This window comes from Marinibium conchae (assembly GCF_015595035.1).
GTDB lineage: Bacteria > Pseudomonadota > Gammaproteobacteria > Enterobacterales > Alteromonadaceae > Glaciecola.
In genome coordinates, this window is record NZ_JADNRN010000001.1 from 1067534 (window position 1) to 1082929 (window position 15396).

Annotated in this window: 12 protein-coding genes; 10 read left to right on the plus strand and 2 right to left on the minus strand. The window is 43.5% G+C overall.

Annotated elements, in window-relative coordinates:
- Nucleotides 1–146: 146 nt before the first annotated feature.
- The 4 genes from ISG33_RS04550 (at nt 147) to ISG33_RS04565 (ending at nt 5137) form a co-directional block, all read left to right on the plus strand.
- Nucleotides 147–1106 (plus strand): glutathione S-transferase family protein, encoded by a 960-nt coding sequence (locus ISG33_RS04550; RefSeq protein ID WP_195732332.1) that lies wholly within the window; start codon nt 147–149, stop codon nt 1104–1106.
- A gap of 10 nt (nt 1107–1116) precedes the next feature.
- Nucleotides 1117–1989: a pirin family protein gene (locus ISG33_RS04555; protein WP_195732333.1), complete on the plus strand. Its 873-nt coding sequence runs from the start codon at nt 1117–1119 to the stop codon at nt 1987–1989.
- 161 nt (nt 1990–2150) lie between these two features.
- Nucleotides 2151–3563 carry a mannose-1-phosphate guanylyltransferase/mannose-6-phosphate isomerase gene (locus ISG33_RS04560; RefSeq protein WP_195732334.1) on the plus strand — a complete coding sequence of 471 codons (1413 nt, stop codon included), beginning with the start codon at nt 2151–2153 and terminating at the stop codon, nt 3561–3563.
- Nucleotides 3564–3682: 119 nt separating this feature from the next.
- On the plus strand, nt 3683–5137 hold the full coding sequence (locus tag ISG33_RS04565) for a phosphohexomutase domain-containing protein (RefSeq protein WP_195732335.1): 1455 nt from the start codon (nt 3683–3685) through the stop codon (nt 5135–5137).
- A 52-nt stretch (nt 5138–5189) separates the two neighbouring features.
- Here the strand turns inward: ISG33_RS04565 and ISG33_RS04570 are convergent, their stop codons facing one another.
- The gene (locus tag ISG33_RS04570; protein WP_195732336.1) at nt 5190–5606 is read right to left on the minus strand and encodes a DUF3429 domain-containing protein; all 417 of its coding nucleotides are present in this window, start codon (nt 5604–5606) and stop codon (nt 5190–5192) included.
- Nucleotides 5607–5911: 305 nt separating this feature from the next.
- Nucleotides 5912–7192, minus strand: a complete 1281-nt coding sequence (locus tag ISG33_RS04575; protein ID WP_195732337.1) for a citrate synthase — start codon at nt 7190–7192, stop codon at nt 5912–5914.
- Nucleotides 7193–7595: 403 nt separating this feature from the next.
- Between ISG33_RS04575 and sdhC the strand changes: the two genes are divergently transcribed.
- From sdhC to odhB, 6 genes are all read left to right on the plus strand, one after another.
- Complete coding sequence (sdhC, locus tag ISG33_RS04580) at nt 7596–7970, plus strand: succinate dehydrogenase, cytochrome b556 subunit (protein WP_195732338.1); 375 nt, start codon at nt 7596–7598, stop codon at nt 7968–7970.
- Complete coding sequence (gene sdhD / locus ISG33_RS04585) at nt 7964–8311, plus strand: succinate dehydrogenase, hydrophobic membrane anchor protein (RefSeq protein WP_195732339.1); 348 nt, start codon at nt 7964–7966, stop codon at nt 8309–8311. The genes sdhC and sdhD overlap by 7 nt, the downstream gene beginning before the upstream one ends.
- A gap of 1 nt (nt 8312) precedes the next feature.
- Nucleotides 8313–10085: a succinate dehydrogenase flavoprotein subunit gene (gene sdhA / locus ISG33_RS04590; RefSeq protein WP_195732340.1), complete on the plus strand. Its 1773-nt coding sequence runs from the start codon at nt 8313–8315 to the stop codon at nt 10083–10085.
- A 14-nt stretch (nt 10086–10099) separates the two neighbouring features.
- Nucleotides 10100–10810: a succinate dehydrogenase iron-sulfur subunit gene (locus tag ISG33_RS04595; RefSeq protein WP_195732341.1), complete on the plus strand. Its 711-nt coding sequence runs from the start codon at nt 10100–10102 to the stop codon at nt 10808–10810.
- 225 nt (nt 10811–11035) lie between these two features.
- The gene (locus tag ISG33_RS04600) at nt 11036–13858 is read left to right on the plus strand and encodes a 2-oxoglutarate dehydrogenase E1 component (RefSeq protein ID WP_195732342.1); all 2823 of its coding nucleotides are present in this window, start codon (nt 11036–11038) and stop codon (nt 13856–13858) included.
- A gap of 9 nt (nt 13859–13867) precedes the next feature.
- The gene (gene odhB, locus ISG33_RS04605) at nt 13868–15370 is read left to right on the plus strand and encodes a 2-oxoglutarate dehydrogenase complex dihydrolipoyllysine-residue succinyltransferase (protein ID WP_195733035.1); all 1503 of its coding nucleotides are present in this window, start codon (nt 13868–13870) and stop codon (nt 15368–15370) included.
- Nucleotides 15371–15396 lie beyond the last annotated feature (26 nt).

Genomic DNA, 15396 nt, shown 5'->3' on the forward strand with positions numbered 1-15396 from the left:
CGTTACCTTCAATGATTAAACCATGATTAAAAAGCAATCCTTTCTAAATAATAGAATGGTTTGTCCGATTTATACTAAGTTACGTTCCATTAATTTAATGCTTTAATAGTTCCTATCAATATCACTTACTATTAAAGGAAATCACTATGGGCTTATTAGTAGACGGCGTTTGGAAAGACCAATGGTACGACACAAAAAAGAGCGAAGGCAAATTTGTTCGCCAAGATTCTAAGTTTAGACAAACAATTTCTTCTGAAAATGGTGCTGAATTCCCAGTAGAGTCAGGTCGTTATCATCTTTATGTAAGCTTAGCCTGCCCGTGGGCACACAGAACACTTATCTTTCGAAAGCTGAAAGGCCTTGAAGAACACATTTCAGTTTCTGTAGTAAGCCCGGATATGCTCGATAAAGGATGGGTGTTTTCTGGCTATGAGGGCGCAACGGAAGATCACCTTTTTGGTTTCGACTACATGCATCAAGTGTATACAAAAGCGAAGCCAGATATCACAACTAGAGTCACTGTTCCGGTTTTGTGGGACAAAAAGAAGAACACAATTGTGAACAATGAATCGGCCGACATTATTCGTATTTTTAACGATGCGTTTAACGAGCTTACCGGCAATTATGACGATTATTACCCAAAAAGCCTGCGATCTGGGATCGATGAAATTAACGACTACGTTTATCATCGCATTAATAACGGAGTCTATAAGTCAGGTTTTGCGACCACTCAAGAAGCATACGAAGAGGCTTTGCATCAACTTTTTGAAGGCTTAGATCATGTTGAAAGCATTCTTGAGAAACAACGTTATTTGATGGGCAATACACTGACAGAAGCAGACTGGCGCCTATTTACCACATTAATTCGCTTCGATCCGGTTTACGTTGGGCATTTTAAGTGTAATTTAAAACGTATTGCAGATTATCCCAACCTATCAGCCTACGTTCGAGAGCTATATCAAATTGACGGGGTTGCAGAAACAACCAGTTTTGATCATATAAAACGACATTATTATTTTAGCCATACCATGATAAATCCAACGCAAGTTGTTCCATCAGGTCCGATAATGGATTTGGAAAGTGAGCATGGTAGAGCACTAATATAGAGAGGCAAACATGACAAATGTTAAGGCAAGTCATTCACCGACATCGAGTGAGAAAAAATACGGAGTGGTAACGCAGATTGTGCAAGGCATGGCGTCATCAGACGGCGCGGGTGTCAAATTAAAACGCGTATTAGGTCAACCTATACTGAAACGTCTAGATCCGTTCTTGATGTTAGATGAATTTGGCTCGGAGCAAGCAGAGGATTATCTAGCTGGTTTTCCACAACATCCGCATAGAGGTTTTCAAACTGTCACTTATATGTTGAATGGTAAGATGGGACATAAAGATAGTGTTGGCAATGAAGGACTTATAGAAGATGGGGGCCTGCAATGGATGAATGCAGGTAAAGGTATCATTCATGAAGAAATGCCGAAACAAACTGAAGGTAAAATGAGAGGGTTTCAGTTATGGGTAAATTTGCCATCAAGTGAAAAAATGTCTGAACCGGGCTATCACGACATCGCGTCGGCTAATGTGCCCGAGTTAATGATTTCCGACACAGCCAAAATCAGAATATTAGCAGGCGAATTTAAGGGAAGTCCGGGTGCGGTAAAAACCCAAGCTGTAAAACCCCAATTTTTCGATTTTCATTTTGATCAAGAGCAGTCGTTTGAGTTGCCTACTATTTCAAGCCATAACGGTTTTGTCTATGTATACGAAGGCGAAATAAATATCGAAGGGAAAAGCGTGAAAAAAGGGCAACTTGCGGTTATCCGTTTCACTGATGCCTTGTTAATTAAAAGCGCCAAGGCGACCAAGTTAATATTTGTAAGTGGAGAACCCATTAACGAACCTGTGGTGCAATATGGTCCTTTCGTTATGAACAGCCAAGATGAAATAAATCAGGCACTTAAAGACTATCAGATGGGAGTTCTTGCCTAAGCTTTGGTCGCTAAACTAAGCGCATCGCTCATTGATTATTTATGGCTCTGGACTGACTAGAGCCATCTTACTGCTTTTATTTTCCTATTAACCACCATAAACATTGAAAAAATGGCCTTTCTTCAATACCATTCAGGCAGATTACAAATTAAAGGACAAGCATGAAACCTGTCGTATTAGCTGGTGGCACTGGAAGCCGCCTTTGGCCAAAGTCACGCGCCGCACTTCCAAAACAGTTCTTGGCATTAACGTCAGATAAAACGATGTTACAAGATACCATACTGCGTCTACCTAAAGACAATATGGAGGAGCCCCTTTTTATCTGCAATGAAGATCATCGCTTCTTGGCTGCTGAGCAACTGCGTATAGCCAACATTGATTACGATAGTATTATACTGGAGCCGATAGGGCGCAATACTGCACCTGCAATAGCGCTAGCGGCTTTTCATGCAATATCCTCTGGTGAAGATCCTACCTTGCTGATACTCGCCGCAGACCACTTGATTTCAAATGAAACTGCTTTTCATGATGCAATCGCAAAAGCTGAAAAAATTGCTCACGAAGGCCATCTCGTAACTTTCGGAATTGTGCCAACAGAAGCTCACACAGGTTATGGTTATATTCAAGCAGGCAGTAGCTTGCACGAAGTCGGTTTTGACGTTGCAAACTTTGTTGAGAAGCCCAATAAAGAAACTGCTCAGGGCTATTTAAGTAGTGGTAATTACTTCTGGAACAGTGGCATGTTCATGTTCAAGGCAAGTGTTTTTCTAAGTGAGTTAAAGCGCTTTGCACCAGAAATCTACGCCGTGTGCGAAAAAGCCATGAGCAAAACCGACGCCGACATGACCTTTTTGCGTGTCGATGCCGATATCTTCGCCACATGCCCCGATGATTCAATAGACTATGCCGTTATGGAGCATACTAAACTTGCCTGTATGCTACCTCTCGATGCAGGGTGGAACGATGTTGGAAGTTGGAGCTCACTCTGGGAAACGGCTGAACATAAAGATAGACAAGGCAATGTCATCATCGGTGACGCACTCTTAGATGATGTTTCAAACAGTTATATTAACGCTGAAGAACGTCTCATTTCGGTTATTGGCTTAGATGACGTGGTTGTTGTTGAGACAAAAGATGCCGTTCTCGTAGCTAACAAGAATAAGGTTCAAGGCATCAAGAATGTTGTGAACGAGCTAAAACGCTCGAAGCGTCCTGAATTTGAGTTCCATCGCGAGGTTTTTCGTCCTTGGGGAAGTTATGATTCAATAGATAACGGACAACGTTATCAAGTGAAACGGATCAGTGTTAAGCCAGGTGAAAAATTGAGTGTACAAATGCATCACCACCGCGCGGAACATTGGATTGTGGTTAGTGGTACCGCCAACGTTACAGTGGGTGAAAAAACATCCTTAGTTACTGAAAATGAGTCGATTTATATTCCCATAGGTGAAGTGCATGCCTTGGAGAACCCTGGGAAAATCCCTTTAGAACTTATTGAAGTTCAATCGGGAAGCTACTTGGGAGAAGATGATATAGTGCGATTTTCTGACCGTTACGGGCGAGTAAAAACCTAAGGGTAATTACTGCTACTGCGCAGTTACACCTGCGCTGTTACCAATGCACTATTATCAACGCGCTATTATCAACGCACTTTAACGAGTGCATTATAATTAACACATAAAAGACAAATTTAATGACTAGTATTACTTGCTTTAAGGCCTACGACATTCGAGGCAAACTGATTGACCAACTGACAGAATCAATTGCTTATCGGATCGGAAGAGCCTTTGCTGAAGAGCTACAAGCACGACAAGTTGTGGTCGGTGCTGATGCCAGAAAAACCTCTCTTCCTCTCAAACTGGCGCTGTCTGCTGGCCTTATCGATGGTGGAGCCAAAGTACTTGATTTGGGCATGTGTGGCACTGAAGAGATCTATTTTGCTACCAAACACTTGGGCGTTGATGGCGGAATTGAGGTAACAGCATCTCATAACCCGATTGACTATAATGGTATGAAGTTCGTAAAAGCAGGTTCGGTTCCTATTTCTGGTGATACTGGCCTATTTGCGATTCGTGATAAAGCGCAAAGTTATGATGAAATGAATATACAAGCTCGCCTAATTGCTTTTAGTGGTGCAGAGATTGTCAGTGATGAAGACTTCCTTGAGGGGCAACATTCGATAAAGCCAATCAAGCTGCTTGAAACTCGACAATATGAACGAGTCAGTTGCGTGAATGATTATGTTCTCCACCTCAGCGAGTATATTGATTATACCAAGTTGAAGCCTTTAAAACTGGTCGTAAATGCTGGGAATGGCAGTGCGGGTCCAGCTTTGGATGCTATTGAGCTTTTTTTCAAGCATCAAAATGTGCCAGTAGAGTTCATTAAAGTACACCATGATGTTGATGGTAATTTTCCTAATGGCATCCCAAACCCATTACTTCCTGAAAACCGCTCAGCAACGGCTGAGGCCGTTAAAGCCAGTAATGCTGATATGGGGATCGCTTGGGACGGGGACTTCGACCGTTGTTTCTTATTTGATGAGAAAGGTGACTTTGTCGAGGGTTACTACATCGTCGGTTTATTGGCTCAAGCCTTCCTAGCAAAGGAGTCGGGTGCTAAAATTATTTATGACCCTCGGGTGTATTGGAATACTGAAGAAATTGTCACTAACAACAATGGTAAGCCAATTAAAAGTAAAACTGGTCATGCATTTATCAAAGAGAGAATGCGCAAGGAAGATGCAGTGTATGGTGGCGAAATGAGCGCACACCATTATTTCCGAGATTTTGCTTACTGTGATTCGGGTATGATCCCGTGGTTGTTGGTTGCTGAGCTTATTAGTTCGACTGGAAAGCCACTGTCGGCATTAGTTCAAGAGCGAATAGCGGCATTTCCGTCTTCTGGGGAAATCAATTCTACGGTTGAAAATGCTGGCTTAACAATTAAGAAAATAGTTGAGCACTATGAGTCTGCAGCAAGCGCTATTGATAAGACTGATGGCATAGGGATGGAGTTTGGGAACTGGCGTTTTAATCTGAGAAAATCAAATACCGAGCCAGTGATTCGCTTAAACGTGGAGTCAAAAGGTGACATTGCGTTAATGGAAGAGAAAACAAATGAGTTAGTTGCCTTAATTCGCTCATAACAAGCTGTGTTTTAAAGTTTAAAGTTTAAAGGGAAGCATCTGCTTCCCTTTTTTATAGCATCGCCATGGCGAGGTGAGAAAACACCACCACTGTTGTAAGGATTATGCGCAATTTTGTATACGCGATGATCTTCTGCTTTTCCAGTACAAGCACGTGTTTGTCATACATCAGAATCGCAATGAAGGCGGATGATAGGCAGGCTAAGAGTATGTTTCCACTTAAAAATACAAGACTTAGCCAAGCGATAATGCTGGGTAGCATTGCGACGTAGAGTTGATGATTCGTTCGGTTGTTTTGTAGGGCGTCGTACCAATGAATGCCACCAAAAAAAGACAGAATAATGGCGGAGTACTGAACAAAATATTGATATGCGTAGATATTATTTAAAAAGTCAGTGTGCGCTAACAGTGGAATCCCTATAAACGGCAAGAGTCCCGCGTAACCTAAGATCCAAAATTGTTTGTTCATATCAGTCTCATCTTAAAGTGTTAAACCGTGTAAGTTTGCGAAGATGCACCCCTCACTTGCTTTTGTGCATGAGTTAGGCAATCGAGGGATACACAAACACTTATTCAAACACGCTTTTCGTCATCCTAACCGCTCACAAAGGCCATCCATGGCCTTCGAAGGTTTGCCTAAGTGTTTATGCACCCCTCACTTGCTTTTGTGCAGCAGTCATGCAATCAAGGGATACACAAACACTTATTCAAACAGGCTTTGTTTTGTTTACAAAAAAAGCGCTCAAATGAGCGCTTTTTTAGTTTGCATGACGCTTATTTGCCAAGTGGCGTATATTTGCGTTGTGCTTCACCAGTGTACAACTGACGAGGACGACCAATCTTTTGACCAGGCTGGCTCAACATTTCATGCCAATGTGAAATCCATCCTACCGTTCTCGATAGGGCGAATATACATGTGAACATGTTGGTTGGAATACCAATCGCTTTTAAGACAATGCCCGAGTAGAAGTCTACATTGGGGAAGAGCTTCTTCTCTGCGAAATAAGGGTCGCTTAGTGCAATGCGTTCAAGTTCCATTGCTACTTCGAGTAGTGGATCGTTTAGCTTCAACTCTTCAAGCACTTCGTGGCAGCTCTCGCGCATGACTGTTGCACGAGGGTCGTGATTTTTGTAGACACGATGGCCGAAACCCATTAAGCGGAACGGGTCTGCTTTGTCTTTCGCCCGTGCGATAAACTCAGGGATGCGATCAACAGTACCGATTTCTTCAAGCATTTGAAGGCAAGCTTCATTTGCGCCGCCATGAGCAGGCCCCCACAAAGATGCTACACCAGCAGCGATACAAGCGTAAGGGTTAGCGCCTGATGAACCAGCAAGTCTAACCGTAGACGTTGAGGCATTTTGTTCGTGATCGGCATGAAGGATAAAGATTCTATCCATGGCACGTTCAACGGCAGGGCTAATCTTATAGTCTTCTGCTGGAACAGAGAACATCATGTTTAAAAAGTTTGCTGCGTAGCTCAAATCATTTCGAGGATAAACGAAGGGCTGGCCAACATTGTACTTGTAACACATGGCTACTAGCGTTGGCATTTTGGCTATCAAGCGATGCGCACTGCGCAGTCGTTGTTCTTCGCTATTAACATCCAAATCACTATGATAGAACGAGGACATCGCGCCAACAGTTCCGCAGAGCATAGCCATTGGGTGAGCGTCGTTTCTAAAACCATGAAAGAACATATTAATTTGTTCGTGCACCATGGTGTGACGAGTAATCGTTTCTTTAAATGTTTGGTACTGAGCTTCATCCGGCGCGTCGCCGTGAAGAAGCATATGACATACTTCCAGATAGTCTGAATCGCGGGCTAACTCATCAATCGGAAAACCACGATGAAGTAACACGCCTTCAGCACCGTCAATAAATGTAATTGACGATTCGCATGAACCTGTAGCCATAAAACCTGGGTCGAAAGTAAAGTAACCTTTTCCGCCAAGTGCTCTAATATCGATAACAGGGTGACCTGCTGTTCCAGTAAGTATTGGAAGTTCTACTTCTACATCACCTGCTTTTAAAATGGCTTTGTCTTGTGCCATGCATTAATCTCCTCATTAATTTCCTAATTTAACGTTGTAAACGGCAAAATTGTTCAAAACATTAAAAAAGTGGCGCTATTTGTACTGCTATTGTAGTAGTAAGTCAATTTAAATGCACATTGGATTAATAAATATTCTATATTTACCGTTAATATACGGGTAGCAACTTTTGTTTACGACTAAAGGCTTAATAAGCAACAAAAAATTGTATTTTCGCAGGTGGATTGGTATATTCAACGGCGCTGGGAACTAGCTGCTGAAAGCGCTTATTTTAAGCAACAATACATTCACAAATAGTTAACAAAAATAAGGGCGTTAAATCGCTCCAATTAGCATTACACATAACTCGGGTAAGGCCTGCACAAAAGTACAACTTACCCAGGAACACTACGGGCATATTATTGTGAAGAAACAAAGACCGGTAAACTTAGAGCTAAATACCATTAGCTTCCCTCCAACAGCGATAGCTTCTATCCTCCACCGTGTAACGGGTGTTGCGATGTTTTTTGCATTGTTATTCGTTATTTATGCGTGGGCGACTTCTGTTGCGTCACTTGAAGGCTACAACTCTGTATTAGGTATGATGGATGCTTGGTACGGCAAAATTATAACCATAGGCACGGTTTCGGCCCTCGCTTACCACATAATCGGTGGCGTGCGTCATGTCATTATGGACATGGGTTTTTGGGAAGAATTAGATTCTGGAAATTCGAGCGCGAAAATAGCCATTGCCCTATGGGTTGTGGTTACAATTGGTTTAGGAGTTGTATTATGGTAACTAATCAAGCATCAATTAAACGAAATGGTGTGCAAGACTACGTGTCACTTCGTGCTACTGCAGCGATTATCACAGCGTTCACACTTTTTATGATTTATTTCTTTATTGCAACACCTGTTGTTAGCTTCGAAGTATGGCAAGGTCTGTTTGCAAATATCTACATGAAAGCTTTTACGCTAGCTACATTGATCTCAATTATGATTCATGTGCGTATAGGACTGTGGCAAGTCTTAACAGACTACATCAAGCCAGCTGGTCTACGCGCCGGTCTTCAATATGTTCTTAATCTAATTGCATTTGCGTATGTTGCAGTAGGTCTATTCGTTTTGTGGGGTGTTTAATATGAGTTTACCCGTTCATGAGTTTGACGCGGTAGTCATCGGTGCAGGCGGCGCAGGTATGCGTGCAGCTTTGCAAATTTCTGAATCTGGAAAGTCTTGCGCTTTATTGTCAAAAGTTTTTCCAACACGTTCTCATACGGTATCTGCTCAAGGTGGTATTACCGTTGCTTTAGGTAATTCCCATGAAGACAATTGGGAATGGCACATGTATGACACCGTAAAAGGGTCTGATTACATTGGCGACCAAGAAGCAATTGAATATATGTGTAAAACTGGCCCTGAAGCCATCATTGAAATGGAAAACATGGGTTTACCTTTTTCGCGTACAGAAGAAGGCAAGGTATATCAGCGTCCATTTGGTGGGCAGTCAAGAAACTTTGGTGGCGAGCAAGCTGCTCGTACAGCTGCTGCAGCAGACCGCACAGGTCATGCGTTGTTGCACCTACTTTACCAACAGAATGTTAAAAACCGCACTAAAGTATTCAGTGAGTGGTACGCATTAGATTTGGTTAAAAACCAGCAGGGCCAAGTTGTAGGGTGTACTGCCATTGATATCGAAACAGGCGAAGTCGTTTATTTCAAGTCGAAGGCTGTCGTGCTAGCAACTGGTGGTGCAGGGCGCATCTATGCGTCAACAACTAACGCTCACATCAATACTGGTGACGGTGTTGGCATGGCGCTACGAGCCGGTGTTCCATTACAAGACATGGAAATGTGGCAGTTCCATCCAACGGGTATCGCTGGAGCGGGAACGCTAGTTACCGAAGGCTGTCGTGGAGAGGGTGGTTATCTTCTTAATAAAGACGGTGAACGTTTCATGGAGCGTTATGCGCCAAATGCTAAAGACTTAGCAGGTCGTGACGTAGTCGCTCGTTCGATGATGACCGAGATCCGCGAGGGTCGTGGTTGTGAAGGTCCATGGGGCACTCATATCAAACTCAAACTAGATCATTTGGGTAAAGATGTGCTTGAGTCAAGACTGCCAGGTATTCTTGAACTATCGAGAACCTTTGCTCACGTTGATCCAGTAAAAGAGCCTATTCCGGTAATACCAACATGTCACTATATGATGGGTGGTATTCCAACTAACGTTGATGGTCAAGTAATTACCGTTGATATCGACGGCAACGAAAGTAAAGTTGATGGCTTGTTTGCTTGTGGTGAGATTGCGTGTGTATCAGTGCACGGAGCTAACCGTTTGGGCGGTAACAGCCTACTAGATTTAGTTGTGTTCGGTCGCGCTACCGGTTTACACCTAGGCAAGAACATCGATGAGATTGAAGTGAAGAGTGATGCTTCGGCGTCTGATTTGGAAGCTACCATGGCGAGATTTAATCGCTGGGAAAGCTCTGAAAAAGGTAAAGGCGAAGATCCAGTACAAATCAAGAAAGATATGCAGCAATGCATGCAACTTAACTTCTCAGTATTCCGTGAAGGCGATGCAATGGCTGAAGGCCTGAAGGAACTGAAAGAAATCCGCGAGCGTCTGCAAAATGCCCGTTTAGATGATAAGAGTTCTGACTTCAATACTCAGCGTATTGAGTGCCTGGAGCTAGACAATCTTATGGAAACTGCTTACAGCACCGCGGTAGCAGCAAACTTTAGAACTGAAAGTCGTGGCGCTCATAGTCGTTTCGATTTTCCAGAGCGTGATGACGAAAACTGGTTGTGCCACAGCGTATATCTTCCAGAAAGTGAATCAATGCGCAAACGTGACGTGAATATGGCACCGAAGCTTCGTGAAGCCTTCCCGCCGAAAGTACGTTCATATTAATAGGAGTTATCATTATGAAGTTAGATTTTTCGATTTATCGATATAACCCAGATGTAGATGATGCACCTAAGATGCAAGACTATCAGTTAGAGGTCGAAGAAGGCCAAGACATGATGGTTCTTGACGCTTTGATTGCATTAAAGGAAGAAGATCCTACTTTATCATTCCGTCGCTCGTGCCGAGAAGGTGTATGCGGCTCAGATGGCATGAACATGAATGGTAAGAACGGACTTGCATGCATAACGCCACTATCTGCACTAGGAAAGGGCAAGGTAGTCGTTCGTCCATTGCCTGGATTGCCAGTAGTGCGTGACTTAGTTGTGGATATGACACAGTTCTACACGCAGTATGAGAAAATTAAACCCTTCTTAATCAATGATAGCAAACAGCCGCCGGCAAGAGAGCATTTACAGTCTCAAGAAGACAGAGCCAAGCTAGATGGTTTGTACGAATGTATACTTTGCGCATGTTGTTCAACATCATGCCCATCGTTCTGGTGGAACCCTGACAAGTTTATTGGCCCAGCTGGCTTACTTCATGCATATCGTTTTTTGATTGATTCAAGAGATACGGCGACAGAAGAGCGTCTTAATGATTTAGACGATGCATTTAGCGTGTTTAGGTGCCATGGCATAATGAACTGCGTAAGTGTTTGCCCGAAAGGCTTGAACCCAACAAAAGCAATTGGACAAATAAAGTCCATGCTATTGCAAAGGGCTGTTTAGTGCCATTCGGTCAAAGTGTTTGATACGTATATAACTAAATAGCTATTCCGGAAGGAATGGCTATTTTTTTATGTGTAAAGATAAAAAAATAGCTTATTAGATAGGTTATTATGACGATATATACCATTATAGTCGAAGGTATTCGTCTAAAGCTGTAAAAGTCAATTTACAAAAAGAATCTACATAGAATACAATATACTTAACTTTTAATATCAAGGCTAAATAATGCAAGATAGCGTGATGAAAGCATGGTGGGAATCGTCCCACATGGCGGGAGGTAATGCCGCTTACATCGAAGAGATGTACGAGGCTTATCTTGAAGATCCACAACGTGTCCCAGAAAACTGGAAAGTCACATTCGACGGTTTACCCAAAGTTGATGGTGTAGAAGTCGAGACCAACCACACGCAAATTAAGGCCGATTTTAAACACATGGCATCGCTTGGGCCTGCTGCGCGCTTCAGTGCGTCAGGTGCTTCTAGCGACGTTCAAAGTGATGAGCGTCAGGTAAAAGTACTTCAACTTATCAATGCCTATCGCTTCAGAGGCCACCAGGCTGCGAATATTGATCCACTCGGATTATGGAAGCAACCTAGAGTACGTGATTTGGAATTGTCTCATCATAATCTGTCTGAGAGCGATTTTGATGCCATGTTTAACTTGGGTTCTTACGCCGTAAACGCAGAGAAAATGGGCTTGGGTGATTTATATAAGTCGCTCAATAGAACTTATTGCGGCTCGATCGGTAGTGAATACATGCACATAACCGACACTGAGCAAAAGCGTTGGTTACAACAACGCATTGAGTCAGTTGAAGCTAAGCCAACAATTACACGCGACGAAAAAGTCAAAATCCTTAAAGGTCTTATCGCTGCTGATGGTATGGAGAAATACCTTGGCTCAAAATTTACAGGTGCAAAACGCTTTTCATTAGAAGGTGGCGATGCACTTATCCCAATGCTGAAAGGCCTGATTCATGAAGCTGGAGCTGCAGGTGCTAAAGAAGTTGTTGTGGGCATGGCTCACCGAGGCCGATTAAATGTACTTGTGAATGTTTTAGGTAAAAACCCGTCAGTACTTTTCGATGAATTTGCTGGTAAGCATGATGATAGTCTCGGTGCTGGTGACGTAAAATATCATGCCGGTTTCTCTTCAGATTTTGCTACTCCGGGCGGCAATGTTCATTTGGCACTTGCCTTCAACCCTTCGCATTTAGAAATTGTTAATCCAGTGGTAATGGGTTCAGTTAGGGCTCGACTTGCGCGTCGCGAATGTGAAGATGGGTCAGCTGTATTACCAATCACTATTCATGGTGACTCTGCTATTGCTGGTCAAGGCGTTGTGCAAGAAACCTTTAATATGTCGCAAACTCGTGGCTTCAAGGTAGGCGGAACAGTCCGCATTGTCATCAACAACCAAGTCGGTTTTACTACCTCTAATACCGAAGATACCCGTTCTACGCAATATTGTACGGATATTGCGAAAATGGTACAGGCACCTATCTTCCACGTAAATGCCGACGACCCAGAAGCGGTGATGTTTGTGACTAAGTTGGCACTTGATTATCGTAACAAGTTCAAACGTGATGTGGTTATTGATTTAGTGTGTTATCGCCGACATGGCCACAATGAAGCTGATGAGCCAAACGCAACGCAGCCCTTAATGTATCAAAAAATTAAGAAGCATCCAGTGCCTCGCCAAATCTATGCGGAGCAACTTATTGCGGAAGGTAGCATAGAAAAGCACGAAATTGACAAGCTTGTTTCTGAGTACAGGGCTGCGCTTGACCATGGTGCATGTGTCGTCGAGGAGTGGAGACCGATGACTGAGCACTCAGTTGATTGGACTCCTTATATCGGTCATGACTGGGACGTCGGATACGATGCTAGCTTGAGCGTAGAGCGCATCAAAGAGTTGGGCGAAGCATTAATCCGCTTCCCTGAGCAGCATCGTCTGCAGTCTCGGGTGAATAAACTCTACCTCGACCGTAAAGCAATGGTTGAGGGCGAGAAAATGCTAGATTGGGGTATGGCAGAAAACCTTGCTTATGCTTCAATACTAGCTGAAAAGACAAATATCAGAATGACTGGGCAAGATTCAGGGCGCGGGACTTTTTTCCATCGTCATGCAGTATTGCACAATCAGGAAGATGGCAGCAGTTATATGCCGCTTCAAAATTTATCCGATGATCAAGGTCGCATAGAAATTTACGATTCTGTATTATCGGAAGAAGCGGTAATGGCCTTCGAATATGGTTTTGCTACCGCAGAGCCTTCTTGCCTTACAATATGGGAAGCACAGTTTGGTGATTTTGCGAACGGCGCCCAAGTGGTTTTTGACCAATTTTTATCGTCGGGTGAAGCAAAGTGGGGCCGTTTATGTGGCCTAACTATGCTATTGCCACATGGATATGAAGGTCAGGGCCCAGAGCACAGCTCTGCGCGCTTAGAACGCTTCTTGCAAATGTGTGCAGATCACAATTGGCAAGTATGTGTGCCTTCCACACCTGCTCAGGTTTATAACATGTTACGTCGACAGTCTGTTCGTCCAATGCGCAGACCGCTTATTGTAATGTCACCGAAATCACTATTACGCCACCCACTGGCGGTGTCTTCGATGGAAGAGCTAGCTGAGGGTGTGTTCCATAATGTAATAGACGAGATAGATGATATAAACCCTGCTGATGTGAAGCGTGTCGTTATGTGCTCAGGTAAGGTTTATTACGATTTGTTAGAACAGCGTCGTAAAAACCAGCAAAGCGATATTGCTATAATTCGTATGGAACAACTTTACCCGTTCCCACAGGCTGAATTTGAATCTATTATGGCAAAATATGAGCACGTAACCGATTGGGTATGGTGTCAAGAAGAGCCACAAAACCAAGGAGCATGGTATTGCAGTCAGCATCATTTCTGGCAGTCGATTCCTAAGGGCTCTAACCTAACATATGCCGGCCGCAAGGCATCAGCATCACCTGCTGTTGGCTACGTATCCGTTCACAATCAACAACAAAAAGCGTTGGTTGAAGACGCACTTACAATTAAATAAGGAACCATGATGACAATTGAAATAAAAGTTCCCGTATTACCTGAATCTGTTGCTGACGCTACTGTAGCGACTTGGCACGTCAAAGCTGGTGAGACCGTAACACGCGATCAAAATCTTGTAGATATCGAGACAGATAAAGTAGTATTGGAAGTAGTAGCACCAGCAGACGGCGTATTAGCTGAAATATTGCATAATGACGGCGACACTGTATTAGGTGAACAAGTCATCGGAAGAGTAGAAGAAGGTGCAAGTGCGTCGGCTCCTACAACAACTGCAGCCCCTGCTGAGAGCGCCTCTAGTGCTTCTCAGGCTAGTGGTAGCAAAACTATGATAAAAGTGCCAGTGTTACCTGAATCTGTTGCTGACGCTACTATTGCCACATGGCATGTTCAGCCTGGCGAAGCTGTTACCCGAGATCAAAATTTAGTCGACATCGAAACTGATAAAGTTGTGCTTGAAGTCGTTGCTCCTGCTGATGGTTCTATCAGTGAGTATCTTGCACAAGAAGGCGAGACAGTATTGGCTGAGGCCGACATCGCTGTTTTTGTAGAAGGTGGGGCTGCTCCAGCCTCTGCGCCACAGGCCGCTGCTCCGGCAAGTGAAGCTGCAGCGAAAGAAGCTGATAACGATGCATTGAGTCCATCAGTTCGTCGTTTGTTAGCCGAAAAAGGTATCGATGCAAACAAAATCGTGGGTACTGGTAAAGGCGGCAGAATCACGAAAGAAGACGTTGAGAAGCACTTGAAAGCACCTGCAGCGGCTCCGGCAGCGAAGAGTGCCAGCGCTGAAACTCCTTCAGTAGCGGCGGGTGAACGCACCGAAAAGCGTGTTCCAATGACTCGCTTGCGCAAAACGATTGCGAACCGCCTACTTGAAGCTAAAAATTCTACGGCGATGTTAACAACCTTTAATGAAGTTAACATGAAGCCAATCATGGATCTGCGCAAACAATATCAAGAGAGCTTTGAAAAGCGTCACGGTATTCGTTTAGGCTTTATGTCATTTTATGTTAAAGCGGTAACAGAGGCACTTAAGCGCTTCCCGGAAGTAAACGCATCAATTGATGGCGACGATATTTGCTATCACAATTATTTCGATATTTCGATTGCTGTTTCTACACCAAGAGGCTTGGTCACGCCAATACTACGTGATACAGATGCTTTGGGCATGGCAGGTGTCGAGAAGGGAATTAAAGAGTTAGCCTTGAAGGGGCGCGACGGTAAGTTGGCTATGTCCGATTTACAAGGCGGTAACTTCACTATAACCAACGGTGGTGTGTTCGGCTCATTAATGTCGACACCTATTATCAATCCACCACAAAGCGCAATTTTGGGCATGCATAAGATTCAAGATCGCCCAATGGCCGTGAATGGTAAAGTTGAAATTTTACCAATGATGTATCTTGCACTGTCTTATGACCACAGAATCATTGATGGTAAAGAGTCAGTAGGGTTTTTGGTAACTGTTAAAGAAATGTTAGAAGACCCTACGCGTTTGTTACTTGATGTGTAAACAACAAGTAAATACATTAGTTTGAA